Below are 25,273 nucleotides of genomic sequence, written 5' to 3' on the forward strand. Positions count from 1 at the left end.
GACCTACGACGTCACTGTCGAGGGAGCGATCTTTGCAGGGATGCCGGTGTTCTCGTCCACGTGGTAGCTCGCACAGACACGGTGGTAGCCGTCGGCGATCTGCGCCGGTACTCCGGCGCGGAAGTCTCCCTGCACCAGCAGGATCGGAGACAGCGCGATCCCCTTGCGGATCTTCAACAGGTCGGCAGCAACGTGCGGGTTGTCGACCGGGAGCAGGGGTAGCCCGGCGGCCCGCAGGATGTCCTTGGCCTTCTTCGAGACCAGCGTCGCCGTCTTGAGGGCGTACACGAGAGCTTGGACCTGAACCGGTGTCGCGCCCAACTGGAGGTAATCGCGGGCCGCCGGGTAGTCGTGCTCGTCCGGCAGGTCCTTCCAGAGAACGGCAGGAGCCTTCTCGGCTACCTTCGGCTCTGCTGTCTTGGGAGCCTTCGGCTGGGCTGGCTTGGGAGCCTTCGGCTGGGCTGCCTTCGGCGCCTTCGGCTGGGCCACCTTCGACGTTTTGCTCTTGGCCATCTGTGCTGTTTCCTTCAGTGTCGGTCCGCGAGTGGAGCTGGTGCAGAAATCGTGCACTATCAGCGCCGCAGGCACCACATCGGAGCTGTTTGGCCCCCTAGGCGGCGGGTAATCAGCAGACTGCGGGGGAACGAGCAGGAGGCGAAGCAATGAAGCGGATTCTCGCAGTGCTCGCAGCGCTGATCCTGGCGGTGTTCGCACTGACCGCGTGCAGTGACAACAACGATTCGTCGGACAACGATTCGGCCGATCACGACGGCATGGCGATGACCAGCATGCCGACCAGTATGTCGATGCCGAGTATGCCTCTGGGTATGTCGACGCCGGGAGCGTCGTCGATGGGAATCGTGATCAGCGGTTTCGGATATTCGACGCCGGAGTCGGTGATGCCCGGACAGGTACTGACCATTCAGAACAACGACACCGTCGAGCACTCGGTCACGTCCGATACCGCAGGGTTGTTCAACGAGGACATCGAAGCGGGTGAGACCGAAACCATCACGGTGCCGAACGAGCCTGGAACATACACGTTCCACTGCACCTACCATCCGAGTATGCGCGGCACCTTGACGGTCAAGTAGAGATCGTCTCCGTCCGGCGTAGCTTTTGCTGCGGAAACTTCGGCGGCGCGCACCCGATCAGGCTGGTGGAGAACAGATCCGGGTGTACGGTTTTCAGGTGCGCCGGAGAATAGCGATCAGTGTCGTCACGCTCGTGGTTTGTGCCCTCGGCTTTTCGCCGCCGGCGCTCGCGGATTCACCGAACGGCTCGTATTCGTCACAGCTGCTGTACTTCTCGGTCGATGTCGGGCCTGAACTCTCGACGCCGTGCACCGTCGTCGGTGAACTTTTCGTTCCAGACGGCGTCGATGCGGACAACCCAGCGCCCGCGATCCTGACCACCAACGGGTTCGGTGGTTCGTACAAGGACCAGATTCCCGCGCTGCAGAACTTCGCCGAGAACGGGTATGTCGGACTGACGTATTCGGGATTGGGTTTCGGCGGCTCGAGTTGCAAGATCACACTTGATTCTCCCGCGTACGACGGCGTCGCCGCCTCCCAGTTGGTCAGCTTCCTCGGCGGCCAAGAAGGGATTGCCTTCACGGATCAGGCTCTGACGCAGCCCTATCCGGCGCTCACCGCGGTGGTACAGGACTCCGTCGATCACACCGGTGCACCGTCGACGAACGACCCGCGGGTCGGAATGACGGGTGGCTCCTACGGCGGCGGCATTCAATTCGCCGCCGCGAGTGTCGATCCCCGTATCGACACGATCATCCCCATGATCACCTGGAACGATCTCTCGTATTCTCTGGCGCCCAACAGCACGGGAATCATCTCCGGTGTGTCGACAGCGGAGCCGGGAGCAGCGAAGGTGCTCTTTGCATCGCTGCTCTTCGGCGCGGGCATCGCGAATCCCGGTGTGGACGGCTACATCGCGGATCCCGCACGGCTACCCGGCTGCCCGAACTACGTCCCCTACATGTGCAACGCGATCGCCGAGGCGGTCGTGACCGGCGACATCGGACCGCAGGTAGTGAGTGAGCTCCGAGCGTCGTCGGTCTCGTCGTTCGTCGACCGGATCAACATTCCGGTACTGCTTGCTCAGGGACAACAGGACACCCTGTTCGATCTGAACGAGGCAACCGCGACTTACGACGCGCTGAAGGATCGTGGCGTCGATGCCAAGATGATCTGGCATTCGTGGGGGCACAGCCACTTGGCCGCTGCGCCCGGCGAATTCAGCTTCTCCGCTCCTGACGAAGACGCGCAATACGAAACCGGTCGCTTCATGGACTGGTTCGATCACTACCTCAAGGACGAGAACACGGAGACGGGACCGGAATTCGCGTATTTCCGTAACTGGATCGACTACGAGGGAAACGCGGCGCCGGCATACGCGACGTCCGACACCGTCGATGTCGGGACCGCCCGCGCCTTCCATCTGTCCGCTGACGGGGGACTGCTGCCGGACGGCACGCCGGTGGTACCTGGTCCGAAGACGATCGTCACGGCACCGGGTGGGCTGCCGACAGGCGTCGAGCCGCTCAATATCAATCCGGCCGGAAACATTCCGAATGCACAGATTCCGGGAACCGAGGCGCTCTGGACCACTGCGCCGATGACCGAGGCGATGGACGTGGTGGGAGCTCCCACTCTGACGCTGCGTGTTGCGGCGCCCGGACAGCCGGTGGTGTTCGCGAAACTCTACGACGTGGCCCCGGACGGAACTTCCTCGCTGATCAACGGACTGATTGCGCCCATACGCATCAGTGATCCGTCCCAGCCGGTCCCGGTGACGATGCCGGCGATAGTGCATCGATTCGAGCCAGGGCATTCCGTGCGTCTCGCGATCACCGGTGGCGACATCAGTTTCCGTGGGGGACTGCAAGGTATGCCGGTGACAATCTTTGCCGACGGTTCCGGCCCCCTCGAACTTCCCGTCGTGAGCTGAAACACCGTGGGCTGAATTTCAGCGGGTGATGGTTCGACTGTCGCCGCGGAACTCGGCCACGACGGTGTCGCCGTTGCGAACGGTCACGTCGTAGATCCCACTTCGACCGCCTCGTGCCTTCTCGGTGGCGACCGCGGTCAAGGTGTCGCCCAGACGGGTCGGACGTAGAAATCGGATGTCCGCGCGCGCTGCAACGGCTGAATCCTCGTAGCCATTGCAGGCGAGCGCAAACGCGGTGTCCGCGAGCAGGAAAACATAACCACCGTGTGTGATTCCGTGACCGTTCACCATGGTTTCGCCCACGGTGACGGTCACGGTTGCGCTACCGGGCGCCAGCTCGGAAATCTCGATACCGAGTGCCTGCGACGCCTGGTCCGCGTCGAACATCTCTCTGGCGGTGATGCTTCCTGTACTCACGAGACAACTCCTGTGGGATCGGAGAATTGCAGGGGTCTAGAGGACCGAGACAACTTCCTGGACGTACATGTCGACTGTGCCGGTGGCAAAGTTTGCGACATCTTTTCCAGCGGCGCCCATCTCCGGGGACTTCAGGCCGCTCTGCATCGTCTCGAGATCGGGAAACACCAGGTTGGCGACGGCGTAGAAGACTGGATCGGAGCCGTCAAGCGTCGAGCACTTGCTGAACGTGAAGTCCGAGAGCCCTGGCACTGCGCTGGCGAGCGGGACGTGGATCTCGTTGTAGTACTTGTCGAAAGCCTCCGGATCGGTGGGGCGTCCGTAACATACTGCTACTCGATAGGTCATGTGCTTTCAATTCCCTTCGGGGCGAGTCTTGGCTACCAGAGTCAGGACGTCGTATGTCGCGACCGGATCGTTGTCCTGGTTCGTCACCACGGCATCCCAACGAACCTCACCGTAGTCGGCGCTGCTGCGAGGTGTGATGGTCTTGGCTGTGAGGGTGACCGTCAGGCTGTCTTCGGCTTTCACCGGGGTCAGGAACCTGAGGCTGTCCACGCCGAAGTTCGCGAGAACCGGGCCGGGAGCCGGGTCGACGAACAGACCGGCAGCGAGTGAGACAACCAGATAGCCGTGTGCGACGATGCCGCCGAACAGCGGGTTCGCCGCTGCGGCCACCGGATCGGTGTGTGCGTAGAAGGTGTCACCGGTGAACTCTGCAAAATGATCGATGTCTGCGAGTGTGACCTGGCGCGGACCGCCGACAACGGTGTCGCCGATCTTCAACTCGGCGAGACTCTTTCGGAATGGATGTTCGGATCCGGTCGTGCGCGCTGACCCGGTGAACCAGCGCTCGCCGACCGCGGTGAGCACGTCGGGTGTGCCCTGCACGGCCGTCCGCTGCATGTGGTGTAGAACTCCGCGGATGCCACCCAGCTCCTCACCGCCGCCGGCACGGCCCGGACCGCCGTGTACGAGGACTGGAAGGGGAGAGCCGTGGCCGGTGGATTCCTTGGCATCGTCGCGGTTCAGGACGAGCACTCTGCCGTGAAAAGCTGCGAGGCCCAGCACCAGTCGACGTGCGATGTCGGTGTCGGCAGTGACCACCGAGGCGACGAGGCTTCCCTCGCCACGGGCCGCGAGTTCGATCGCATGATCGATGCCGTCGTATCCGATGACGGTGCTGACGGGTCCGAAGGCCTCCAGCTCGTGTACCTCGTGCGCATTCTCTTCCGCCCGGAGAAGGACAGGGGAAAGGAAGGCCCCTGACTGGCCGTCGGCACCGACCACGTCGACGTTGTCCGGGTCTCCGAATACGATAGTTGCCGACTTCGTCAGACCGCGAATGGATTTCAAGACTTCATCGCGCTGCTCGATGCTGGCGAGCGCACCCATCGTGACGCCGTCGGCATCGGGGTGTCCCACGACCACTTTGTTCAGTCGCTCGGATGCGGCATCGACAACGGCGTCGACCAGCGAGACCGGCACCAGGGCGCGCCGGATCGCCGTGCACTTCTGACCCGCCTTGACTGTCATTTCGGTGGCGAGTTGTTTGACGTACAAATCGAATTCGGGCGTTCCTGGTACGGCGTCCTCGCCAAGGATCGACGCGTTGAGTGAATCGGCCTCGGCATTGAAATGGACGCCCTTGCCGACGACGTTCGGGTGAGCACGCAGCGTTGCGGCGGTGTCGGCGGATCCGGTGAATGCCACTGAGTCCTGCCCGCCGAGGTGATCGAGGAGGCCCCGTGCACTACCGGAGAGCAGTTGGACGGAACCCTCCGGGAGCAAGCCTGATTCGATGATGCGCCGGAAGACGAGTTCGGTGAGATATGCCGTGGAACTGGCAGGTTTGACGATGGACGGCACACCCGCGATGAATGCCGGTGCCAGCTTCTCCAGGAAACCCCACACCGGGAAATTGAAGGCGTTGATCTGTACGGCGACGCCGCGGCGTGACGTATAGATGTGTTGCCCGAGGAAAGTTCCGCCCTTGCCCAGAGCTTCGACGTTTCCATCCAGAAAGACTGTGCTGTCGGGCAATTCGCGCCGAGCCTTGCTCGCGTAGCTCAGCAGGGTTCCGAATCCACCGTCGATGTCCACGCCGGAATCTCGCGTCGTCGCGCCGGTGGCAGTGGAGAGTGCGTAGAACTCGGCTTTTCCTGCCATCAACGTGAGGGCGAGAGCCTTGAGCGCGCCGGCACGTTCATGGAAGGTCATCGCAGACAGTGCAGGCCCGCCGACCTCGCGTGCGTACGTAACCATCTCGGCGAGGTCGACGCCGGTTGCGGAGATCCGGGCCACCTCTGATCCGTCCACTGCGCTCGGCAACGGGGTACCTGCGTCCGGTGCGGCGTACCAGCGACCGGCTACATAGCTTTCCAACAGTCTGCTCACGATAACTCCATCTCACCGTACGTTCGGTCGGTAATTACGATCGCCCGGTAACGCCGCGTTGTCAAGGATTCGGCAGAACTGCCTGGAATCAGGCCTTGCGAAGTCCGTCGAAAGTGACGGCGACGACCGCGTCGGCAATGTCGGAGACGGACTCGCCCGCTCGGGGTTTGTACCACTCGATCAGTGAGTTGACGGTGCCGAACATCAGCTTGCTGGCGAGGGCCGGTTCGATGTCCGGGCGCAGGTCTCCCTCCGCTGCGGCGGACGAGACGAGGCCTCCGACAAAGTTGTCGAATTCGCGTCGACGGGCGAGTGCGGCCCGCTCGACCGTCGTGTTGCCGCGGACGCGCAGGAGCAGGGTGACGTACGGAAGCTCTGCGACCAGCACCTCTACGCTGCGCCGGACCAGGTATTCGAGCCGGTCGATGTACGGACCGGTGGTGGCGCCTTCTTCGGTCGTGACCGCAAACAGGGCGTTGAGTGCACGCGAAAGTGCGAGTTCGAGAAGTTCCGACTTGCCGGACACGTGGTGGTAGATCGAGGACTTCGTGATGCCGAGCTTCTTGGCGAGCACCTCCATGCTGGCGCCGTCGTAGCCCTTGTCGTTGAACACCTTTACAGCCACGGCTAAGAGCGAATCGAGGTCGTAGCCGGGACGTCCGGGGAGGCCGGTGCGTCGAGTGGGGCGTGCCGTAGTCATGCCCCCATCTTCTCAGTTCGGGCAAAGCTGTGCACCAACCTCGTTTTCACCCTTGCCAAACGACCGAATGTTCGGTTATTAATGTAAGAGAGCGAGAAGGAGCGAATGTGAACACCCTGCACGTGGACGAGCGCGAGGATCGCGTCGTGGTCACCCTCGACAGGCCCGCGCAACGCAACGCGATCAACGCGGAAATGATCGACGAACTGCATCAGGTTTGTGGACGCCTCGAACGGGATCCGAAGCTGCTCCTGCTTGCCGGGCGCGGAGACCACTTCGCGGGCGGCGCTGACATCGCGGAGCTCCGAGCGCGCGGACGAGAGGAAGCGTTTGCGGGTATCAACCGGACCCTGTTCGACCGTATCGGAAAGCTCCCGCTGCCCACCGTGGCCGCCGTGAGCGGCTATGCGCTCGGCGGCGGGGCAGAGTTGACCTACGCCTGTGACATTCGCGTCGCGACAACGACGGCGGTCTTCGGTAATCCCGAGCCCAATCTCGGCATAATGGCAGCCGCCGGCGCCAGCTATCGGCTGCCGAAGCTCGTCGGAGTCTCGATCGCGAAGCAAGTGCTCCTCGGTGCCAGGAACCTCGACGCCGAGCAGGCGCTACGAGCGGGCCTGGTTGTCGAGGTGACCGAACCGAACTGCCATGTCGACGCAGCGCATCGGCTGCTCGACCGTATTTCCCGACTGTCCCCGCTGGCACTGCGATTGACGAAGATCATCGTCGACGCGCCGGGATCGCATCCGTTTGCCGACGACATCGCCCAAGCTGTCCTGTTCGAGAGTTCGGACAAGCACGATCGCATGACGGCCTTCCTGGAGAAGAAATCATGACTGAAGCAGTTGCACCGAAGACCGTCGGAGTCATCGGCGGTGGACGTATGGGTGCAGGTATCGCCCAGGTGTTCGCCGGTCTCGGCGGGGCGGTCACCATCGCGGAGAGCGGCGACTCCGAGGCAGCGTTACAGCGTGTTTCCACCGGCCTCGACCGCGCCCACGAGCGAGGGAAACTCGGCGACCAGGATCCCGCGACGGTCCTCGCGCGCGTGAGCGTCGTAGGCGCAGTGAGCTCCTTACCCCCGTCGCTCGACCTGATCGTCGAGGCGGTCCCGGAAATTGCGGCCCTCAAGGTCGAGGTGCTCGCCGCTGCGGAAACCGTTGCCGGAGAACGCACCGTGATCGCCAGCAACACCAGTTCCATGTCGATCGCCGAACTCGGCGCAGCGCTGACGGATCCGAGCCGGTTCATCGGTATGCACTTCTTCAACCCAGTCCCGGCGTCGCTGTTGGTCGAGATCGTCCGGGCGCCTCAGACCCGCCCCGAGGTTGTCGACTCGGTACGGGCATGGGTGTCGATGCTCGGCAAGGCCGAGGTGCTCGTCAACGACTCACCTGGTTTTGCAACCAGCCGGCTTGGCGTCGGTCTCGGGCTCGAAGCCATCCGCATGCTCGAAGAAGGTGTGGCGGACGCGGAATCGATCGACCGGGCCATGGAATTGGGGTACCGGCATCCGATGGGGCCGCTGCGTTCGACAGATCTGGTCGGGTTGGATGTGCGCCTGGCGATCGCCGAACACCTCGCGAGCACTCTCGGTGATCGATTTACTCCTCCAGTATTGCTGCGAGAGAAGGTGGCTCGCGGCGAGTTGGGGCGCAAGACGGGACAGGGTTTTCACACATGGAGCTGAACCGAACTGCCTGCGAAAGGAACATCGATGACTGACGTGATCCGCTTGGAGATCGAGCGAGGTTTGGCGACAATCACTCTCGACCGGCCTGAGGCAGCCAATGCCGTCAACGGCGAAATGAAGTCTCAGCTGCTCGAAGCGTTGCTGCAGGTCCACGCGGACGCAGGCGTTCGAGCGGTGTTGATTCTCGCCGAAGGCAAGAACTTCTGCGTCGGTCAGGATCTGGGCGAGCACGCGGCAGCGTTGGATGCTGATCCGGCGCACGCGATGGATACCGTCGCCGCGCACTACAACCCCATCGTCACGGCGCTGTCGACGCTCTCTGTCCCCGTAGTGGTGGGTATCGGCGGGGCCTGCGTCGGGGCCGGGTTGGGAATCGCGTTGGCCGGAGACATCCGGGTCGTGGGGGCCCGCGCGAGCTTTGCGACGGCATTCACCGGCATCGGTCTGGCCAGTGACTCCGGGCTCAGTCATGCGCTCGTGCACGCGCTCGGACCTAGCCGTGCCAGTGGCCTGATGTTGCTCGGCGACAAGTTCGACGCGCAGAGCGCACTGGAGTGGGGCTTGGTTCATCGCGTGGTGGCCGACGAGGACGTCGCAGCTGAGGCTCGGGTACTCGCGCGTCGGCTTGCCGACGGACCCACCGCGGCCTTCGCCCACGTGAAATCGCTGATCCGTGCCGTTGCTCCTGGGCTTTCCCAGGCGCTGGAGGCCGAGGCGAACGCACAGGTGGAGCTGGGTTCGACGGCAGATCATCAAGGCGCAGTCACGGCTTTCCTGTCGAAGCAGAAGCCGGTTTTCGAGGGCCGCTGATTTCTGGTGCGTCGAAAGATTCTCTTGTGCGCTGGGACACCTCGGTGCATACTAGTTACCAACCGATCATTCGGTAATAAAAGGTAGGTACGATGACCAACGTGGAAGCTCCACAAGACCTGCAGAACCTGTTCGACGAGACGATCGCGGCAGACCAGCGCATCGAGCCTCGCGACTGGATGCCGGACGGCTACCGCAAGACTCTGATTCGTCAGGTTGCCCAGCATGCGCACTCCGAGATCATCGGAATGCAGCCCGAGGGAAACTGGCTCACCCGTGCGCCTTCGTTGCGACGCAAGGCGATCTTGATGGCGAAGGTCCAGGACGAGGCCGGGCACGGTCTGTATCTCTACTCCGCGGCCGAGACGCTCGGTGCCGATCGTGGCGATCTGACCACCAAACTGATCGAGGGAAAGCAGAAGTACTCCTCGATCTTCAACTATCCGACGCTTACCTACGCCGACGTGGGTGTGATCGGCTGGCTGGTCGACGGAGCCGCTATCTGCAATCAGGTTCCGCTGTGCCGCAGCTCCTTCGGTCCGTATGCGCGCGCGATGATCCGTGTGTGCAAGGAGGAATCGTTCCATCAGCGGCAAGGCTTCGAGTTGTTGGCGACGATGATGCGCGGCACGGAAGCTCAACGTGCGATGGTGCAGGAAGCCGTCGACCGATGGTGGTGGCCCGCTCTGATGATGTTCGGACCGCCGGACGACGAATCGCCGAACACCGAGCAGTCGATGAAGTGGCGCATCAAGCGGCACACGAACGACGAACTGCGGCAGCGATTCGTGGACATGTCAATACCGCAGGCCGAGATACTCGGTGTGACCTTCCCTGATCCCGACCTGCGCTGGAACCCTGAGCGTGGCGCACACGATTTCGGAGAGCCGGACTGGAGCGAATTCATGGATGTGGTCCGCGGCAACGGAGCGGCGAGCGTCGAGCGGATCACCAATCGGAAAGCCGCACACGACAACGGGGCCTGGGTTCGCGACGCCGCCTACGCCTTTGCACAGCGCGAGAGACTCGCGCACGATCGCACGACTGGGGAAACATCATGAGCGAGAACGATCAGGTACAGGGCGATCAGGTGCGGGGCGAATGGCCTTTGTACGAGGTATTTCTGAGGGGAAAGCGCGGACTGAACCACGTGCATGTCGGATCCCTGCGCGCGGCAGACGACCAGATGGCGCTACGCCACGCGCGCGACGTCTACACCAGACGTAACGAAGGCGTGAGTATCTGGGTCGTGCCATCCGCGAAAATCGTGGCTTCGAGTCCGGCAGAAAAGGATCCGTTCTTCGCGCCGAGCGGCGACAAGGTCTACCGGCACCCGACTTTCTACGACATTCCGGACTCCGTTCCGCACATGTGAGAATCACTTCGACTTCGAGGACCAACAGATGAACGATCACGACAGTGCCTACGACGGCCTGGTCGACGGTGACGGCCACGGTCAGTGGGCGTTCGGAACAAGCTTCGACGACCCCCTCGCCGGAGTCGACACCACGGTGCCAGGCGATGTCGATCTCGGTGCGCTGGCGCGCTACTGCCTCATGCTTGGCGACGACGCGCTCGTCAGTTCGCAGCGACTCGCCGAATGGTCCACGCGAGCACCGGAACTCGAAGAAGAGGTAGCTCTCGCCAACGTCGGCCTGGACTTGATCGGGCAGGCCAGGCTGCTGCTGGCTCGCGCGGCAGCAGCCGATTCCACTGTGGTTCCGTTCATCTCCGATACGTCACCGGTGCCGGCCGAAGATGCGCTCGCCTTCTTTCGTGATCAGTTCGGTTTCCGCAACGTGAGACTGGTGGAACTCGCCAACGGCGACTTCGCGCACACGGTCGTCCGGCTACTCGTGTTCTCGACCTGGCGGCTGGCGCTGTTCGATCGGCTGCGCATGTCGCGCGATCCGGTTCTCGCAGCTGTGGCGAACAAAGGTGTCAAGGAACTGACCTATCACCGCGACTACGCGGCAAGATGGGTCGTCACCTTGGGCGCCGGCACGGCAGAATCCAAGCGTCGGACGGCCGACGCCCTGCTCGAGATCTTCCCGTTCGTGGACGAACTCTTTGTTCCCACCCAGGACGAACTCGTTTTGGCAGAAGTTGGCGTCGGAGTGGATCCGCGTACTGTTCGGCCGGAGTTCGACGCTGTTCTTGCCCAGGTCCTCCATGCGGCCGAAATGGAAGAGCCCCCTTCACGTTTCTCCGGTTTCGTCGGCGGCCGCGGTGGACGTGCCGGACTGCACACCGGGGCGCTGGGACTACTTCTTGCCGAAATGCAGAGCGTCGCTCGGGAGCACCCGGAAGGGGTGTGGTGACCGTGGCTGCCACCACCGTCTCTTCCGCGCAGGAGATCGTCGCCTCGGTGATGGATCCGGAGATGCCACTGCTTACTCTGGCCGACCTCGGCGTCATCCGATCGGTCGACGTCGAAGCGAACTTCGTCTGTGTGACAATCACTCCCACCTATTCTGGGTGTCCCGCGATGGCGACGATGCGAGACGACATCGAGCACAAGCTGAACGATGCGGGATACGGCAGCGTCCGGATCAAGACTCAACTGTCGCCGCCTTGGAGTTCGGATTGGATCAGCGAAGAGGGGCTCGCGAAACTTCGGACGGCTGGGTACTCGGTGCCGGGGGCAGCGCCGCGCCGCACCTCGGGGCCGATCGCATTGACGTTGACGGCCAAGCCCCGCGACATCCTCTGCCCCCAGTGCGGTTCGGCAAACACCAGACTGAGTTCGGAATTCGGTGCGACCCTGTGCAAAGCGCTGTATCGCTGCCTCGACTGCCTCGAGCCGTTCGATCACGTGAAGGAGATCTGAACAGATGAGTACCGCAACGACGAACCGGAACAAACCCTTTCACCCGTTGACGGTCGCCGGTGTCGAATCACTGTGCGACGACGCAGTTGCCGTCACCTTCGACGTGCCTGCCGATATCGCCGATCAATTCGATTTCGGCGCCGGGCAGTCACTGACACTGCGGCGGATGATCGACGGCGTCGAACACCGTCGTTCCTACTCGATCTGTGCACCGGTAGGGGCGTCTCCACGTGTGGGGGTCCGCGAAGTAGCAGACGGACTCTTCTCCACCTGGTTGGTGCGCGACGTCAAGGCCGGGGATCAAATCGACGTCCAGGGCCCCTCGGGCAGTTTTGTCGCCGATCCGGCACTGGGTGGACGGCACGTTCTGATCGCGGCGGGCTCCGGCATCACGCCCATGCTGTCCATCGCTGCAACACTTTTGGCGAACCCCGAGGCCGATGTCACCCTGCTGTACGGGAACAGGCGTACTCGTTCGGTGATGTTCGCCGAAGAAATCGCCGACCTGAAGGACCGGTACGGTGCACGCCTGGACGTCATTCACGTTCTCTCTCGCGAGCCGCGGGAGGTCGAGTTGTTCTCGGGCCGTCTCGACGCCGACCGGTTGCGTGAGATCTTCACCTCTCTCGTGCCGTGCGACCAAGTCGACGGCTTCTGGTTGTGTGGCCCCTTCGGGATGGTCAACGACGCCCAGGAAGTGCTGGCCGGCTTGGGAATTGCCAAGGATCGCATCCATCACGAGCTGTTCTACGTCGACGACGTCGCTCCGCCGGTCGCAGTGCATCGTGAGCGCGGAATTGTCGGACCGAGCAGCGAGGTGACTATTACTCTCGACGGTCGATCGACCACCGCGACGTTGCCACGCGACCAGTCGATTCTCGATGCGGCTGAACAGTACCGCTCGGATCTGCCCTTTGCCTGCAAGGGCGGAGTGTGCGGAACCTGCCGCGCCAAGGTCACCTGCGGTGATGTCGAGATGCGCAGGAACTACGCACTCGAAGACTACGAAGTCGACGCGGGTTTCGTGCTCACCTGCCAGACCTTTCCTGTCGGTGAACAGATAACAGTCGATTTCGACGCCTGACCGCCCGCACAGCGCCCTCACTGAGCCCACCGGAGACAATCATGACCGAACTCGCCACTGCTACTTCGCAAGAAATCGAATTTGCCAGCCGGGACCGCATTTCGACGCTCCAACTCGAGCGGATGCAATGGTCACTGATGCACGCGTACACCAATGTTCCGCACTACCGCAAAGCTTTCGACGACGCCGGCGTCCACCCGAGCGACTTGAAGGATCTGAGCGATCTCGCGAAGTTCCCCTTCACCACCAAAGCGGATCTGCGTGAGAACTATCCGTTCAAGATGTTTGCGGTGCCCCAGGACAAGGTCTCGCGAATTCACGCGTCTTCGGGGACCACCGGTCGCCCGACGGTGGTGGGGTACACGAGCAACGACCTGAACAACTGGGCCGATCTCATCGCGCGCAGTCTCTCGGCCGGCGGCGTGCGGTCTTCGGACAAGGTGCACGTGGCTTACGGGTACGGTCTGTTCACCGGCGGGTTGGGAGCACACTACGGTGCGGAGCGTTTGGGCTGCACGGTCATTCCCATGTCCGGTGGCATGACCGAGCGGCAGATCCAACTGATCGAGGACTTCGAACCCGACGCGATCATGGTGACGCCGTCGTACATGTTGACCATCGTGGATGCGATGATCAAGAAGGGTATTGATCCTTCGAAAACCTCGCTGCGGGTTGGAGTTTTCGGAGCGGAGCCGTGGACCGAACAGATGCGTACCGAGCTCGAACAACAACTCGACATGCACGCCGTCGACATCTACGGACTCTCCGAGATCATGGGCCCGGGCGTGGCAATGGAATGTGTGGAAACCAAAGACGGGCTCCATATCTGGGAAGACCACTTCTACCCGGAGATCATCGACCCGGTCACGGGTGAGGTGCTGCCGGACGGAGAGGAAGGTGAGCTCGTTTTCACCTCGCTCACCAAGGAAGCGCTGCCTATCATTCGCTACCGAACCAGGGACCTGACCCGTCTGTTGCCCGGGACGGCGCGCTCGATGCGACGGATGCAGAAGGTCACCGGCCGGACCGACGACATGATCATCCTGCGTGGGGTCAATCTGTTCCCCACACAGATCGAAGAACTGATCCTGGCGGTCCCCGCCCTCGCGCCTCAATTCCAGTGTGTGCTGGAGCGTCCGGGTCGTATGGACACCCTGACAGTTCGCGTCGAGGCTCGCCCAGACGCGGCAATTTCGGACCATGCGGCAGCGTCGTCTGCATTGCAGAAGCTGGTGAAGAACAAGATCGGTGTCACGGTCGAGGTAAACGTTCTCGAACCCGGCGGACTCGAACGCTCGATCGGTAAAGCGCGTCGGCTGATCGACCAACGCCCGAAGGACTGAAATTACTCCAGGGCCATGCGGGTGGCGAAGATTCCGAGAATGCCACCAGCTAGCCACTTCTGAGCCCGCATCCACACCGGACGTGCCACGAGGAAGGTCGACACGGCCGCCGCACAGCACACGATCAACGCGTTGACGGTGACTGCGACCAGGATCTGCACGCCGCCGAGTACGAGTGCCTGTTGCCAGACCGGGCCCGCAGTGGGATCGACGAACTGGGGGATCAGGGCCGCGTACATCAGCGCAATCTTGGGATTGAGCAGATTGGTGGTCAACCCCATCCCGAACAGACGGCCGCTACCGTGGCGGTCGACTTCGCCCACCTCGAAGGCGGACTTTCCACCTGGTCGGAGCGTCGACCAGGCGAGATAGGCCAGATACAGGGCGCCGCCGATTTTCACCGCGGTGAACACCGTGGGTACGGCGAAGAGAACCGCTGTCAGTCCAGCGCACGTGGCGGCGAGGTAGACCAGGAAACCGGTTGCGACTCCGCCGAGCGAGATCAAGCCTGCCCGGCGGCCCTGGCTGATGCTGCGTGACACCAGGTAGATCATGTTGGGGCCCGGTGTCAGAACCATCGCCAGGGCTATCAGCGCGACTCCCGTCATCGACGCTGACGTGATCATGTCGGTCTCCCACTACTCGGTACGTATGTTCCGTCGAGTACACAAGGGATTACCGTGGCGCGCCAAGGTCCAGTTCGCAGGCAGTGGTCCGCTCAGGTGTTGGCCCAGCTGTCGGGCCCGAATACCTCGTAGTGGATATTCTGCGCCGGGACGTCCCATTCGAGCAACGATGCGCGCATCGCCAACATGAACGGCATCGGCCCGCAGAGGAAGGCTTGGGTATCGGGCTCCACTGCAATGTCTTGCAAATCCGCCCGTCCTTCGTGAACAGATCCGAACGCCACGTGCGTGCCGAGATCCTCGTACCAACGATGCAAAGTTGCGGCGGGAATCTTGTCGACGAGTGTGCTGAGTTCCGCGCGGTGAGCATGGTCCGCGATGGATCGATCAGCATGAATGACAGAGACCGAACGCTCAGCGCCGGTGTCCACGAGATGATTGAGCATCCCGATCATCGGTGTGCAACCGATTCCGGCCGACGCGAGTAGGAGAGGTGAGTTGTCATCCGGCATGGTGAGATCACCGAAAGGCGTGGTGACGGAGAGTTCCTGACCTTCGAATACGTTGTTGTAGAGGAAGTTCGACACTTCGCCATCAGGAGTACCGGAGATTCGCTTGACGCTGATCCGCCAGTCTGCGCTGCTCGGTATCGAACACAGGCTGTATTGGCGGATCTGGCGAGCGCCGTCGGGCAGCGTAACCCCGACCGAAAGATACTGTCCGGGTGCGAAGGTGGGGAGTGCACTGCCGTCTAGCGAAGTGAGCGTCAGGGAGACGGTATCGGCGGACTGAAGAACTCGTTCGCTGATCCTGACCGTGCGCCAGACGTCACCGGCGTCGACGCCGGCGAGTTGGTAGAGGCCACGCTCCATCGTGATGAGGGTTTCCGCCATCAGCCAGTAGACTTCGTCCCAGGCTGCTGCGACGTCGGGAGTGACTGCATCGCCTAGTATTTCGACGATCGCGGCAAAGAGGTGTTCGTGCACGATTGCGTACTGGTCGGGCGTGATTCCCAGCGACGCATGCTTGTGCGCGATGCGTGAGAGTATGAGATCGACCTTGGCGCTGTCCGGCTCGAGCTGAAGCGTCGCGAATGCCGCGATGGCGCCGGCGAGAGCCTTCTGCTGTTCGCCCTGTTTCTGATTGCCGCGATTGAACAAATCACGTTCGAGTTCAGGATGTGCGTCGAACATCTTGCGGTAGAACAGGGTTGTGATATCGCCGATGGCGGCGCCGACCACGGGAAGGGTGGCGCGAATGACCTCGGTTGACTGTGGGGAAAGCATGAGCTGCTCCGTTCGGTCGAAATTCGATTGATCAGCCTGCTTCGTCGCTCCGGGTGGTGAGGCGTAGCAGGACAGTTTTGGACGGCTGCCGGATGACGTCTTCGATCGTGACCGCGTCGAGTGAAACGAAAAACGCTTCCTGTGCTTCGCGCAAAGCGCTCCGAAGGAGGCAGCCGCCGCGAAGTGGGCACGGTTTGTCGCCTTCGCAGTCGACGACTTCACCCGGGCCTTCGAGGCGTCTGGCCAGCCAGCCGATGGTGGCGGTGCGGCCGAGTTCGGTGATGGAAAGCCCACCGCCGCGACCACGCCTGGTTGTGACGATGCCAAGCTCACCGAGCCGTGTAACCACCTTGGTGGCATGGGAGTACGACACGTTGAGCTGCTGCGCAACATCCCGGGTACTGGGGGAGGCATCCGCGTCGAGTACGGCCAACCGCATGACGACGCGCAATCCCAGATCGGTGAACTGCGTCAGTTGCATGATCTGAACCTACATAATTCGCATCTGAGATGACTATTTATGTGAGGGGGATCTCGAGGGGTCCCAACCAGGGCGAACGGTACGTTCGGCGCCTCCAGTGCGCTGAACGTACCGTTCGCTCAGAGGCGGGCGGCCGAACCCCCGGCAACGACGCCGAGAAAGTGGGGTGCTCGCCAGCCCCGCGCCGCAAAGTCGCGGCTCACCGACGCGATGACCTCCGCATGACTTCCTTCCGGAACCAACGCGATGGCCGAACCTCCGAATCCGCCGCCGGTCATCCGCGCACCGATCGCGCCGCCGCGTCGTGCTGCGGCAACGGCGACGTCGAGTTCTTCACACGAGACCTCGAAGTCGTCGCGCAACGACGCGTGAGAATTGTCGAACAGCTCGCCGACCTCGCTGAATCTGTTGCGGCGCAGAAGTTCTGCGGTCTTCCGTGTCCGTTCGATCTCGGTCGCGACGTGCCGTGCCCGCGCCCGGAGGATCGGGTCTCGCACTGTCTCGGCTTGGTCTGCAGAAGCCTCTCGCAAGCTGCCGACGCCGATAGCTGCTGCTGCATCGACGCATTGAGAGCGTCGCAACCCGTACTGTCCGTCTGCGAGCGAGTGTTTGACCCGAGTGTCGATGACGATCAGTTCGTACCCCGCACCGTGGAGTTCGAAAGGGATGGGTTCGGTGGATCCGTCCAGGCAGTCCAACAGGAGCGCAGTCGAGGGTCGGGCAAAGAGGGCAATGGTTTGATCCATCCCGCCGGTCGGTGCGCCGACGCCGTCGTTCTCCGCCTGGATGCATATCTGTACCAGCTCATCGCGGGTGAATGGTGAATCGTGAAGTTCATTGACGGCCAACGCAACCGAACAGGTGAGGGCAGCGGAACTCGACAGCCCGGCCCCGACCGGTACCGACGAGTCGACTGCCAGATCGATTCCTCCGAGCGGGAGGCCTCGGCGCGCAAGAGACCACAGAACGGCTGTGGGGTAGGCGGCCCATCCTGCTGCGATGTCGCCGATGGGCCCGGTGTATGTCTCGTCGGATTGCCGACTGTGCACGCGGACGACCCCGTCGCTGCGCAGTGCGACGGCAACCAGCGTTCGCTGCTCGAGAGCGACCGGTAGGCACAATCCACCGTTGTAGTCCGTGTGTTCACCGATCAGGTTGACTCGACCGGGTGCCGCCCAGGCTCCGGTTGCCGGATAGCCATAGGCGTCGCGAAACTGTTGGAGCATAGATGGTTTCGAGACGGTATCCACTATTTCAACTCCCGTAGGCGGGCCGCGACTGCCTCGGGAATGGTGTCGTTCACCCAGGCGCCCATGGCGGACTCGGACCCGGCGAGGTATTTGAGCTTGCCTGGTGCGCGCAAGATCGAGAACAGCTGAAGATGCAGTCGACCCAGAGGTCGGTCGATGCGGACGGGAGCTTGGTGCCAGGCCGCGATGTACGGTACCCGATCGACGCCCGGATAGAAGCGATCGATACGGCGCAGGAGATCTTGGTAAACGACCGCAAGCTCTTCGCGCTCTTGGTCGTTCAACGAGGGAAGGTCCGGGACGTCTCGGTGCGGTGCCAGGTGAATCTCGATGGGCCATCGTGCGGCGGTCGGGACGTAGGCGCTCCAGTGGTCGCCGTCGTAGATCAACCGGGTCCCGTCCTCGCGCTCGAACGCCAGAACATCGGCGAGCAGTGAGCGACCGGTGCGCTCGAAGTGTTTGTCCGCCTGCGTCAACATCGATCGAGTGCGTGACGTGACATACGGGTATGCGTAGATCTGTCCGTGTGGATGGGTGAGTGTCACCCCGATCTCTTCGCCGCGGTTCTCGAAGCAGAACACCTGTTCCACAACCGGATCCGCCGACAACTCCTCGGTCCGAGAGATCCATGCGCCCACAATCGTACGCATGCGTTCGAGTGGAAGCTCGGCGACGGACGCCGTGTGATCGCTCGAGAAACACATCACTTCGCAGTGGCCGACAGCTGGGCGATCACCCACACCGTCTCCGGGACCGTCAATGGCTTCCTCGGGTGCCGCGGCAAAGCTCGGAAACCGATTCTCGAACACCGTGACGTCGTAGTCTCCGTCGGGTATCTCTGTGGGCGTGCGTGTTTCGTTGGTCGGGCACAACGGGCATTCGGCGGCGGAGGGGAGATGTGTCCGTGTCATGCGATGCGAAGCCATGGTGATCCACTCCCCGGTGAGAACGTCGAACCTCATCCGAGACGAGTGGTCGAGAGCCGGCAATTCGCGGGAATCTCGCGCAGAGTGGGCGCGGGTACGGCCGGCATCGTCGAAGTAGAAGATCTGACGCCCGTCGGCGAGGGTACGACGGGTCGGATCCGGCTTGGGTGTCATGCGTCGACTTCCCATTCCAGAACACCCTTGCTGACAACGGGTTTCCACACTCCGATCGTGGATCCTGTTTCCAACGCTGCGGCATGGGCGCCCAACATGACCGAGATGGACGCCCAGATCGGACCGCCGTTGTCAGTGGCGTCCGACGCATACTCGGTCACACAATGATGGAGTGCGCCGTTTCGTGTGTCCACGAAGTAGTGGTACTCGTCCAGTCCGGCAAAGGGAACGAACGAGGGGATGAACATGGTTGCGGCAGTGCCTGCGTCGCGTTGATCGTGTCGATCCATCTCGTCCTCGGCGTAGAGGTCCGGATTCTCGTAGATCGTCTCGTCCCACGTTTCGAGCAGAGTGAGTCGAACTTCGGTTGCGACGTCGATGGGGTAGAAGAACTTGTCGGGAAGCACGCTGCCGAGAAAGAGCCCGGTCCGGTCGTCGTGGGTCAGGCTGCCGTTGTGCACCCGATACAGCTCGCGAAGTTCCTGGGGCCACGTGACGCCGGTCGACGCTTCGAATTCCTCGATAACGGCGTCACCGAGCCCTGGCTGAAACGCTGCAGCCGTCACCGGTGCGTGTGTACGGCACCACGCTTCGATTCGGCTCCATTCGTTTGCAACGCTCATGGGCTTTACGATACGTCCGAGTCAGGACCCGTGAATCAGGTACTGCAGTGTGTCCACGAGCTTTCGGTCCGAAGCCTCGGACTTTCGGCCGGTGATTCCCGATCGGAGAATTGCGGAACCCTCGAGCAGGCTCACGATGGTCTGCGCTGCCGCGCCCAGGTCCGCCGCATCCAGATCCGGTTGTGCACACGCAACAGCGCGCTCTACGTGTGCGATGTACTGCGCGTAGAAGTCTCGAACCACGACCGCCACTTCTTGGTCCGCTGCGGCAATCGCCCATACTTCGACGTACAGACGCACCGTGGCCTGGTCGTCCTGTTCTCCGAGCAGGACTCCGATGAAGTGTTCGGATTCCTCACGGGAAAGACTCTGATCCGTATCCGTGACGACGGCAAGACGATCCAGTGAGCGGGTCAATGCCCGTGACATGACTGCGCGGATGAGATCTGCACGGGTGGGGTAGTAGTGCTGCAGGTGCCCCACCCGCACTCCGGCTGCGGCTGCGAAATCGCGCATCGCCGAGTTGGCATTGCCCTGCGTGGCGAGGACCTGTTCTGCTGCGTCGAGAAGTGCTTCCGCGCGGGCGGCGCCCTTGGAGGGGGTCATGCCCGCAATACTGCCACCCCGAAGCTCTCCAACTCGGAGACGGTGCGGCGCGGGTTCGGAAGCGACTCGGGAAAAGTGACTCCAGGCTGGGCATCGTCGGCCAAGGCTTGTCTGACGGCAAGCGCGCCGCCCACCGCGGTGAGGTGAGCTTGGCCCTGCGGGTCGACGATTGTTGCGCTTGTCGTGCCGCTCGGGCCGGTGACGTCGATGCGTACTTGCGCGCTCCCGCCCTTGCCAGGCGAGTACAGGAGTCCGCGTCGTAGCGGTGTGAAGCGGTCGCCGCGACCCCAACGGAACAGACCCACCTTCTTGGCGGCGAGCAGCGCAGTTGTGGATGCGTGCGAACTGAAACCTATTCGAGTGCTGGCAGTTTCGGCGCCCAGGGTCATGGGGAACGTGAATTGTTCCGGAGTGTCGATTCTTCCGACCTTGGTGCGCGATCCGGGGAAGTCGACCCAGCGTGTATCCGTCAACGGGCTGACGGTGATCGGGTTTCCTTGCTGCATCACCTCGAAATCCTGGCCGAGACGATCAATGAAGTCGACGGAGTCGAGCCCGGCAATGTCGTTGACGTCGTAGCGAATCGAGACGTCGATCGTGCTCGCGCCACCCAGTTCCTCGGCCAGCGCTGCGGCGACGATATTGGTGACTCCGCCCATCCATCCAGACGACAGGTACACCGGTGCGCTCGGCGACTTCTGACCCGCCAGAGTGGCGGCGCGAGCGACGCGGGTTGTCCAGCGGGTGATGTCCACGTAGGGAACTCCGGCCTCGACGGCGGCGGACAGAACACGATCGTGGGGATCGTTGACCGTCGACACGACCGCGCGTACGGACGCGTCGAAGGGCGTCGGGTCGAGGAGGTCCCAGCGGCGAACGGAAGCGCCGTGACGGCTGGCCAGTTCGTTGCCGCGCTCGGGGGTGCGTCCGGTGAGGAGTAGTGGGAAGTCGGGGGCGAGCAAGGCGGTCAGGGCGCTGCCCACGGTTCCGTATCCGCCTGCCACGAGGATCGGGCCGTCGGCTGAATACTGCAATGAATCGGTCATGCACTCAACTCTAGGTCAAATGACCTAAAACGTCGAATGGAGTCTTTCCAGTGCTCAGTCCCGGTGTCGCACGATGTTGACGACGTTGCCGTCGGGTGCCCGGACGAGGAATCGGCGAACACCCCACTCTTCGGTCGTAATGGGGTGCACGATTTCGTAGCCGCGCCTTCGGGCCTCTTCGTAGGCGCCGTCGACGTCGTCCGTGTGGACGGAGATGACCGAGTCCTCGGCTGCAGTGGCGTCGTGCGTGACGAGTTGTACGTTCGCGCCGGTGTCGGGAGAGGTGTAGCGAGCGACCCACCCCATGTTGAACTCTTCGGTGCTCAGGCCGAGATAGTCGGAGTAGAAACTCTTGGCGGCTCCGACATCGGCGACTTTGAGATTGGCGGTGATGCGTCGTGCACGCATGTGGTTCTCCTACCCTCGGCAACAGATGTGCTCGATGATCGTCCGAAAGCGGAGTCATGTCGACTGTGCCGTCCGAAGATGCGGGCTAACTGGCTGATTCGATCTGTCACTGCGGATCGAACGAGCCCACGGTGCCCCACCGCGAGAAGGGAAGGACGATCAATTGAACCTTGCCGATGACGTTGTCGATCGGCACCGTTCCGCTGCGTTCGTCATCGAGATGGAAACGTGAATCCTTCGAATGGGCGCGGTTGTCGCCCATCACCCACAGGTTCCCGTCGGGAACCGTGACAGGCCCGAAATACCTTCCTTGACAAGAGGTACCGTTGCCCGGAATGCGATTGTCGATGTACGGCTCGGTCAGTGGCTTGTCATTCACTCGAAGCCCCTCTTCCTCGGACAGGCACTGCACGGTTTGCCCACCGACCGCGATCACCCGCTTCACGAGATCGTTCTCGTCCGGCGGGACCAAACCGACGATGGATCCGAGTCCTTGAAGTGCCCGGACCACCGAGTTGTCCGATCGAATGGATTGATACTCGTCGTTCCAGGATTCGGGCCCCTTGAACACGACCACATCCCCAGGCTGTGGATCCCCGAATCTATAGCTGATTCTGTCGACGAAAATCTTGTCTCCCGTGCAGCCGGTGCATCCGTGAAGCGTCGGTTCCATGGACTCCGACGGGATCAGAAATATGCGTCCGACGAAGTTCTGAATGACAACACTCAGGACAAGTGCGACGACAACGAGGATGAGAATCTCACGCCACAGTGGACGTCTTCTCGGGTGATCAGCCGTCGTCGATTCAGTCGAGTCTTCGTGGGCGTCGGATTCCGTCACATTCCCGACAATAGATGGCGCAACCAGTCGGCGGCCCGATACCGACGTTCTCGATTCGAGGGTCTACTTTGTCGGCCGATTTGCTTCAGAATTGGATCACATCACCCACACGGATCTGGTCGGGATCGGCAATCCACGCATTCATGACCCAAACATCCTGCCAACGAATACCTTTCGCAGCGGCAAGGTTGAACAACGTATCGCCCTCGGAGACTGTTACCGTGTTTCCCGCTGTGCCAGGCTCGGCCGCGGCCGACGCTACCGGCGAGGGAGTCGGGGAGGTCGAATCATGGGTAGTGCCGCCCCAACCTAGGTAAGCACCGCATACCGGCCACGCGCCGATGCCCTGAGCTGACAGGGTTGCTTCCGCGGCCGCGACTTGATCGGCTGTCGACGCCAAGTCGGCGCGAGCCGGTGCACCTGCCGGTTTGTATGCATCCCACGTCGACTGCGTGAATTGAAGTCCGCCGTAGAAGCCGTTGCCGGTGTTGATGTTCCAGTCGCCGGAACTCTCGCACATGGCCACCTGCGACCAGTCGTGCGCACTGGCTACGCCGGTGTTGACGATTGCACCGCCGATTGTCAGAACGCCTGCTCCTGCGGCTATCGTGACGAATCGTTTGGTGTGTGAACGTTTGTTTTTCCGGTGGTTTCCCATGATATTTTCCTTGATCGGTCTGAGGGAATGCGATCTCGGCTAGGCGTGCGGCTCGAGTGTTCTGCTGCATATCGCGGTAGACGAAATCGTCAGTGCTGAAATGTGATCGAGGTGGACAGACTGCGAAGGCCTCGTCTCCAGATTGCAGTTCGGAGGCGTGACTAGATTCGCGGTCCCACACGCTTGCCGACAACGGCTCAATTACCCGGTTACATACCTGTTTTGCGGACCGATACAAAACGTCGGTGTACTCGGTGCTGAGCGGAAACAGGTAGTTGAACAGGCCATTCGACCCATGTGCAGACGAGCGCCGATTGGCATGCTGAAACAACACCGAAACAGAGTCTCTCCGAGATTCAAGCTTGCGGCACGCCGGCGCCTCCTGTTGATCGATTGGCGCACCCTTATGAGGGAGATGTGTCGCGCCCCGGGCCGCTGTCTGCGCCCCGGGATGAGCCCTCCTGCGGAATCCAGAGAATCGGATACCGCAGGAGGGCATTCTCTCGACCTTCGATTGACCGCACGAAAACCGGACGTTTGGGGGACAATGATCTGGGGCGATCACCTGGGGCGAGAAGTCGAGGAGATGTACATGTCCGAGGCCAAATCCGAAAGCACCGAGTCTCTCGCTGGAACGACACCGCCGGCAAAGACACCGCCGGCCAACACACCGCCGACGGAGCCGTCGAAACAATCGGTGCTCAGGCGGTACTACCCGGCTGCGGTGCCCGTCATCCTCGGCTTGATCATCTATTTCATGCCGGTTCCGGACGGTGTGGACCCCAAGGGCATGCACATGCTCGGAATCTTCGTCGGCACCATCGTGGCGTTGATTTTGCAACCACTGCCGACGGGTTCGGTGGCGCTGGTGGGCCTGTCGATCGCCATGATCACCCAGACGGAGACGCCGACAGAAGCGTTGTCCGGCTTCAGTAACACCACGATCTGGCTGATCGTCGCGTCGTTCTTCATCGCCGAGGGCTTTCTGGTCACGGGGCTCGGCAAACGGGTTGCACTCATGTTCGTGACCAAACTCGGCAAGTCGAGCCTCGGATTGTCGTACGGAATGGCGTTGACGGACTTGATACTTGCTCCGGCGACACCGTCGAACACCGCCCGCGCCGGTGGCGTCGTCTATCCGATCATCGTCTCACTGAGCAAGTTGGAGGACTCCAATCCCGAGCCCGAGGACTCTCGCAAGAAGCTCGGAGCATATCTGCTGCTCACGTCGCTGCAAGTCAACGTCGTGACCTCCGCGATGTTCATCACCGCCATGGCGGGTAACCCCGTCGCCGTCGATGCGGCTGCCAAGATCGGCATCGACATCTCGTGGGGCAAATGGGCGCTGGCAGCATCGGTTCCGGGAATTGCGAGTCTCATCGCGATCCCGTGGGTGATGTCGAAGATCTTCCCGCCCACGATGTTGAAGACTCCGAAAGCGCCCGAGCAAGCCAGGGAGGAACTGCGCAAGGCAGGTCCGATCAGCCGCAACGAGAAGATCATGGCCGCCACCTTCGTTCTGCTGCTGGTGCTCTGGTGCCTGGGCTCGCAGCTCAACGTCAATGCCACTACAACAGCATTTGTCGGAATCGGCATCCTGTTGGTGACCAAGGTGCTGACGTGGAACAACCTGGTCCACGACACCGGGGCGTGGCAGACGCTCGTGTTCTTTGCCGTTCTGGTCGGTATGGCAAGCCATCTCGAAGAACTCGGCGTGATCTCGTGGATCGGAACCCAGGTCTCCTCGAGTGTCGACGGTTTGCCGTGGATCTGGGCTTTTGCGATCCTGACCTTGGTGTACTTCTACGCGCACTATCTGTTTGCGTCGAACACCGCGCAGATCGTCGCGATGTACGCGGTGTTTCTCGGCGCGGCGGTGGCAACCGGTGCACCGCCGCTGTTCTCAGCCCTGGTATTCGGCTTCATCGGCAGCCTGTTCGGCGGTATCTCGCACTACGCGTCCGGTCCGGCCGGAGTGATTTACGGTTCCGGATACATCAAGACCTCGGAATGGTTCCGAATCGGTTTCGTGATGAGCGTCGTGATCATCCTGATCTGGACGATCATCGGCGGCGCGTGGATGAAGCTGATCGGCGCCTGGTGACGA

Annotated in this window: 28 protein-coding genes; 12 read left to right on the plus strand and 16 right to left on the minus strand. The window is 62.1% G+C overall.

Annotation, left to right across the window (positions count from 1 at the left end; all coding sequences use genetic code 11):
* Window positions 1-3: 3 nt before the first annotated feature.
* Window positions 4-366, minus strand: coding sequence for a hypothetical protein (locus ACKAMS_RS02665; RefSeq protein ID WP_029537164.1), 363 nt, complete (start codon window positions 364-366; stop codon window positions 4-6).
* Between the two features lie 296 nt (window positions 367-662).
* Here ACKAMS_RS02665 and ACKAMS_RS02670 point away from each other — a divergent pair, with 296 nt between their 5' ends.
* Both ACKAMS_RS02670 and ACKAMS_RS02675 read left to right on the plus strand, forming a co-directional pair.
* On the plus strand, window positions 663-1,094 hold the full coding sequence (locus ACKAMS_RS02670; RefSeq protein WP_408988569.1) for a cupredoxin domain-containing protein: 432 nt from the start codon (window positions 663-665) through the stop codon (window positions 1,092-1,094).
* Window positions 1,095-1,176: 82 nt separating this feature from the next.
* Window positions 1,177-2,967: a CocE/NonD family hydrolase gene (locus ACKAMS_RS02675; protein WP_046379476.1), complete on the plus strand. Its 1,791-nt coding sequence runs from the start codon at window positions 1,177-1,179 to the stop codon at window positions 2,965-2,967.
* Window positions 2,968-2,985: 18 nt separating this feature from the next.
* Here the strand turns inward: ACKAMS_RS02675 and paaI are convergent, their stop codons facing one another.
* The 4 genes from paaI to ACKAMS_RS02695 all read right to left on the minus strand — a co-directional run bounded on the left by paaI (window position 2,986) and on the right by ACKAMS_RS02695 (window position 6,481).
* Window positions 2,986-3,354: a hydroxyphenylacetyl-CoA thioesterase PaaI gene (paaI, locus tag ACKAMS_RS02680; protein WP_046380079.1), complete on the minus strand. Its 369-nt coding sequence runs from the start codon at window positions 3,352-3,354 to the stop codon at window positions 2,986-2,988.
* A 66-nt stretch (window positions 3,355-3,420) separates the two neighbouring features.
* Window positions 3,421-3,732, minus strand: a complete 312-nt coding sequence (locus ACKAMS_RS02685; protein WP_003943191.1) for an EthD family reductase — start codon at window positions 3,730-3,732, stop codon at window positions 3,421-3,423.
* A gap of 6 nt (window positions 3,733-3,738) precedes the next feature.
* Window positions 3,739-5,781, minus strand: a complete 2,043-nt coding sequence (gene paaZ / locus ACKAMS_RS02690; RefSeq protein WP_141488236.1) for a phenylacetic acid degradation bifunctional protein PaaZ — start codon at window positions 5,779-5,781, stop codon at window positions 3,739-3,741.
* Window positions 5,782-5,869: 88 nt separating this feature from the next.
* Window positions 5,870-6,481, minus strand: coding sequence for a TetR/AcrR family transcriptional regulator (locus tag ACKAMS_RS02695; RefSeq protein WP_019745762.1), 612 nt, complete (start codon window positions 6,479-6,481; stop codon window positions 5,870-5,872).
* A 107-nt stretch (window positions 6,482-6,588) separates the two neighbouring features.
* On the opposite strand from ACKAMS_RS02695, the gene ACKAMS_RS02700 reads away from it, so the two are divergent.
* The 9 genes from ACKAMS_RS02700 (at window position 6,589) to paaK (ending at window position 14,241) form a co-directional block, all read left to right on the plus strand.
* Window positions 6,589-7,317 (plus strand): enoyl-CoA hydratase/isomerase family protein, encoded by a 729-nt coding sequence (locus ACKAMS_RS02700; RefSeq protein WP_029537162.1) that lies wholly within the window; start codon window positions 6,589-6,591, stop codon window positions 7,315-7,317.
* A complete protein-coding gene (locus ACKAMS_RS02705; RefSeq protein WP_408988570.1) occupies window positions 7,314-8,171 on the plus strand; it encodes a 3-hydroxyacyl-CoA dehydrogenase family protein in 858 nt (285 codons plus the stop codon). The genes ACKAMS_RS02700 and ACKAMS_RS02705 overlap by 4 nt, the downstream gene beginning before the upstream one ends.
* A gap of 27 nt (window positions 8,172-8,198) precedes the next feature.
* Entirely contained in the window at window positions 8,199-8,984 is a 786-nt protein-coding gene (locus ACKAMS_RS02710; RefSeq protein WP_041815354.1) for an enoyl-CoA hydratase/isomerase family protein, read from the plus strand.
* A 92-nt stretch (window positions 8,985-9,076) separates the two neighbouring features.
* A complete protein-coding gene (gene paaA / locus ACKAMS_RS02715) occupies window positions 9,077-10,045 on the plus strand; it encodes a 1,2-phenylacetyl-CoA epoxidase subunit PaaA (RefSeq protein ID WP_007730621.1) in 969 nt (322 codons plus the stop codon).
* On the plus strand, window positions 10,042-10,359 hold the full coding sequence (gene paaB / locus ACKAMS_RS02720; RefSeq protein WP_020909477.1) for a 1,2-phenylacetyl-CoA epoxidase subunit PaaB: 318 nt from the start codon (window positions 10,042-10,044) through the stop codon (window positions 10,357-10,359). The genes paaA and paaB overlap by 4 nt, the downstream gene beginning before the upstream one ends.
* A 28-nt stretch (window positions 10,360-10,387) precedes the next feature.
* Window positions 10,388-11,305 (plus strand): 1,2-phenylacetyl-CoA epoxidase subunit PaaC, encoded by a 918-nt coding sequence (gene paaC / locus ACKAMS_RS02725; protein ID WP_007730623.1) that lies wholly within the window; start codon window positions 10,388-10,390, stop codon window positions 11,303-11,305.
* A 50-nt stretch (window positions 11,306-11,355) separates the two neighbouring features.
* On the plus strand, window positions 11,356-11,814 hold the full coding sequence (paaD, locus tag ACKAMS_RS02730) for a 1,2-phenylacetyl-CoA epoxidase subunit PaaD (protein ID WP_046380078.1): 459 nt from the start codon (window positions 11,356-11,358) through the stop codon (window positions 11,812-11,814).
* Window positions 11,815-11,818: 4 nt separating this feature from the next.
* Window positions 11,819-12,898, plus strand: a complete 1,080-nt coding sequence (gene paaE / locus ACKAMS_RS02735) for a 1,2-phenylacetyl-CoA epoxidase subunit PaaE (RefSeq protein ID WP_092764852.1) — start codon at window positions 11,819-11,821, stop codon at window positions 12,896-12,898.
* A 41-nt stretch (window positions 12,899-12,939) separates the two neighbouring features.
* Complete coding sequence (gene paaK, locus ACKAMS_RS02740; protein ID WP_408988571.1) at window positions 12,940-14,241, plus strand: phenylacetate--CoA ligase PaaK; 1,302 nt, start codon at window positions 12,940-12,942, stop codon at window positions 14,239-14,241.
* A 2-nt stretch (window positions 14,242-14,243) separates the two neighbouring features.
* Here the strand turns inward: paaK and ACKAMS_RS02745 are convergent, their stop codons facing one another.
* The 11 genes from ACKAMS_RS02745 to ACKAMS_RS02795 all read right to left on the minus strand — a co-directional run bounded on the left by ACKAMS_RS02745 (window position 14,244) and on the right by ACKAMS_RS02795 (window position 23,166).
* Entirely contained in the window at window positions 14,244-14,867 is a 624-nt protein-coding gene (locus ACKAMS_RS02745) for a LysE family translocator (protein ID WP_019745753.1), read from the minus strand.
* 92 nt (window positions 14,868-14,959) lie between these two features.
* A complete protein-coding gene (locus tag ACKAMS_RS02750; protein ID WP_408988572.1) occupies window positions 14,960-16,153 on the minus strand; it encodes a globin domain-containing protein in 1,194 nt (397 codons plus the stop codon).
* 31 nt (window positions 16,154-16,184) lie between these two features.
* Window positions 16,185-16,634 (minus strand): Rrf2 family transcriptional regulator, encoded by a 450-nt coding sequence (locus tag ACKAMS_RS02755; RefSeq protein ID WP_003943059.1) that lies wholly within the window; start codon window positions 16,632-16,634, stop codon window positions 16,185-16,187.
* A gap of 119 nt (window positions 16,635-16,753) precedes the next feature.
* Entirely contained in the window at window positions 16,754-17,884 is a 1,131-nt protein-coding gene (gene galK / locus ACKAMS_RS02760) for a galactokinase (protein ID WP_408988573.1), read from the minus strand.
* A complete protein-coding gene (gene galT / locus ACKAMS_RS02765) occupies window positions 17,884-18,984 on the minus strand; it encodes a galactose-1-phosphate uridylyltransferase (protein ID WP_317559186.1) in 1,101 nt (366 codons plus the stop codon). The genes galK and galT overlap by 1 nt, the downstream gene beginning before the upstream one ends.
* Window positions 18,981-19,607 carry an SMI1/KNR4 family protein gene (locus ACKAMS_RS02770; protein ID WP_020909470.1) on the minus strand — a complete coding sequence of 209 codons (627 nt, stop codon included), beginning with the start codon at window positions 19,605-19,607 and terminating at the stop codon, window positions 18,981-18,983. Before ACKAMS_RS02770 ends, galT begins: the two co-directional genes overlap by 4 nt.
* Window positions 19,608-19,628: 21 nt before the next feature.
* A complete protein-coding gene (locus ACKAMS_RS02775) occupies window positions 19,629-20,213 on the minus strand; it encodes a TetR/AcrR family transcriptional regulator (protein WP_019745748.1) in 585 nt (194 codons plus the stop codon).
* The gene (locus ACKAMS_RS02780) at window positions 20,210-21,259 is read right to left on the minus strand and encodes a saccharopine dehydrogenase family protein (RefSeq protein WP_408988574.1); all 1,050 of its coding nucleotides are present in this window, start codon (window positions 21,257-21,259) and stop codon (window positions 20,210-20,212) included. The genes ACKAMS_RS02775 and ACKAMS_RS02780 overlap by 4 nt, the downstream gene beginning before the upstream one ends.
* Before the next feature lie 54 nt (window positions 21,260-21,313).
* On the minus strand, window positions 21,314-21,667 hold the full coding sequence (locus ACKAMS_RS02785; RefSeq protein WP_069145420.1) for a glyoxalase superfamily protein: 354 nt from the start codon (window positions 21,665-21,667) through the stop codon (window positions 21,314-21,316).
* Window positions 21,668-21,773: 106 nt separating this feature from the next.
* Window positions 21,774-22,508 carry a signal peptidase I gene (gene lepB, locus ACKAMS_RS02790; protein WP_069145421.1) on the minus strand — a complete coding sequence of 245 codons (735 nt, stop codon included), beginning with the start codon at window positions 22,506-22,508 and terminating at the stop codon, window positions 21,774-21,776.
* Between the two features lie 85 nt (window positions 22,509-22,593).
* On the minus strand, window positions 22,594-23,166 hold the full coding sequence (locus ACKAMS_RS02795; protein ID WP_408988575.1) for a transglycosylase family protein: 573 nt from the start codon (window positions 23,164-23,166) through the stop codon (window positions 22,594-22,596).
* Between the two features lie 592 nt (window positions 23,167-23,758).
* On the opposite strand from ACKAMS_RS02795, the gene ACKAMS_RS02800 reads away from it, so the two are divergent.
* Window positions 23,759-25,270 carry an anion permease gene (locus ACKAMS_RS02800; RefSeq protein ID WP_047889067.1) on the plus strand — a complete coding sequence of 504 codons (1,512 nt, stop codon included), beginning with the start codon at window positions 23,759-23,761 and terminating at the stop codon, window positions 25,268-25,270.
* Window positions 25,271-25,273 lie beyond the last annotated feature (3 nt).

The organism is Rhodococcus sp. 5A-K4 (genome assembly GCF_046097995.1).
GTDB lineage: Bacteria > Actinomycetota > Actinomycetes > Mycobacteriales > Mycobacteriaceae > Rhodococcus_F > Rhodococcus_F erythropolis.

Coding starts and splice junctions, on each gene's coding strand:
- ACKAMS_RS02685 (WP_003943191.1), bottom strand. CDS start 3,732: ATGACCTATCGAGTAGCAGTATGTTACGGACGCCCCACCGATCCGGAG.
- ACKAMS_RS02755 (WP_003943059.1), bottom strand. CDS start 16,634: ATGCAACTGACGCAGTTCACCGATCTGGGATTGCGCGTCGTCATGCGG.
- ACKAMS_RS02745 (WP_019745753.1), bottom strand. CDS start 14,867: ATGATCACGTCAGCGTCGATGACGGGAGTCGCGCTGATAGCCCTGGCG.
- ACKAMS_RS02750 (WP_408988572.1), bottom strand. CDS start 16,153: ATGCTTTCCCCACAGTCAACCGAGGTCATTCGCGCCACCCTTCCCGTG.
- ACKAMS_RS02795 (WP_408988575.1), bottom strand. CDS start 23,166: ATGGGAAACCACCGGAAAAACAAACGTTCACACACCAAACGATTCGTC.
- ACKAMS_RS02770 (WP_020909470.1), bottom strand. CDS start 19,607: ATGAGCGTTGCAAACGAATGGAGCCGAATCGAAGCGTGGTGCCGTACA.
- ACKAMS_RS02785 (WP_069145420.1), bottom strand. CDS start 21,667: ATGCGTGCACGACGCATCACCGCCAATCTCAAAGTCGCCGATGTCGGA.
- paaD (WP_046380078.1), top strand. CDS start 11,356: ATGGATCCGGAGATGCCACTGCTTACTCTGGCCGACCTCGGCGTCATC.
- ACKAMS_RS02695 (WP_019745762.1), bottom strand. CDS start 6,481: ATGACTACGGCACGCCCCACTCGACGCACCGGCCTCCCCGGACGTCCC.
- paaC (WP_007730623.1), top strand. CDS start 10,388: ATGAACGATCACGACAGTGCCTACGACGGCCTGGTCGACGGTGACGGC.
- paaE (WP_092764852.1), top strand. CDS start 11,819: ATGAGTACCGCAACGACGAACCGGAACAAACCCTTTCACCCGTTGACG.
- ACKAMS_RS02780 (WP_408988574.1), bottom strand. CDS start 21,259: ATGACCGATTCATTGCAGTATTCAGCCGACGGCCCGATCCTCGTGGCA.
- ACKAMS_RS02670 (WP_408988569.1), top strand. CDS start 663: ATGAAGCGGATTCTCGCAGTGCTCGCAGCGCTGATCCTGGCGGTGTTC.
- paaK (WP_408988571.1), top strand. CDS start 12,940: ATGACCGAACTCGCCACTGCTACTTCGCAAGAAATCGAATTTGCCAGC.
- paaI (WP_046380079.1), bottom strand. CDS start 3,354: ATGTTCGACGCGGACCAGGCGTCGCAGGCACTCGGTATCGAGATTTCC.
- ACKAMS_RS02705 (WP_408988570.1), top strand. CDS start 7,314: ATGACTGAAGCAGTTGCACCGAAGACCGTCGGAGTCATCGGCGGTGGA.
- ACKAMS_RS02800 (WP_047889067.1), top strand. CDS start 23,759: ATGTCCGAGGCCAAATCCGAAAGCACCGAGTCTCTCGCTGGAACGACA.
- ACKAMS_RS02775 (WP_019745748.1), bottom strand. CDS start 20,213: ATGACCCCCTCCAAGGGCGCCGCCCGCGCGGAAGCACTTCTCGACGCA.
- paaB (WP_020909477.1), top strand. CDS start 10,042: ATGAGCGAGAACGATCAGGTACAGGGCGATCAGGTGCGGGGCGAATGG.
- paaA (WP_007730621.1), top strand. CDS start 9,077: ATGACCAACGTGGAAGCTCCACAAGACCTGCAGAACCTGTTCGACGAG.
- ACKAMS_RS02710 (WP_041815354.1), top strand. CDS start 8,199: ATGACTGACGTGATCCGCTTGGAGATCGAGCGAGGTTTGGCGACAATC.
- galT (WP_317559186.1), bottom strand. CDS start 18,984: ATGACACCCAAGCCGGATCCGACCCGTCGTACCCTCGCCGACGGGCGT.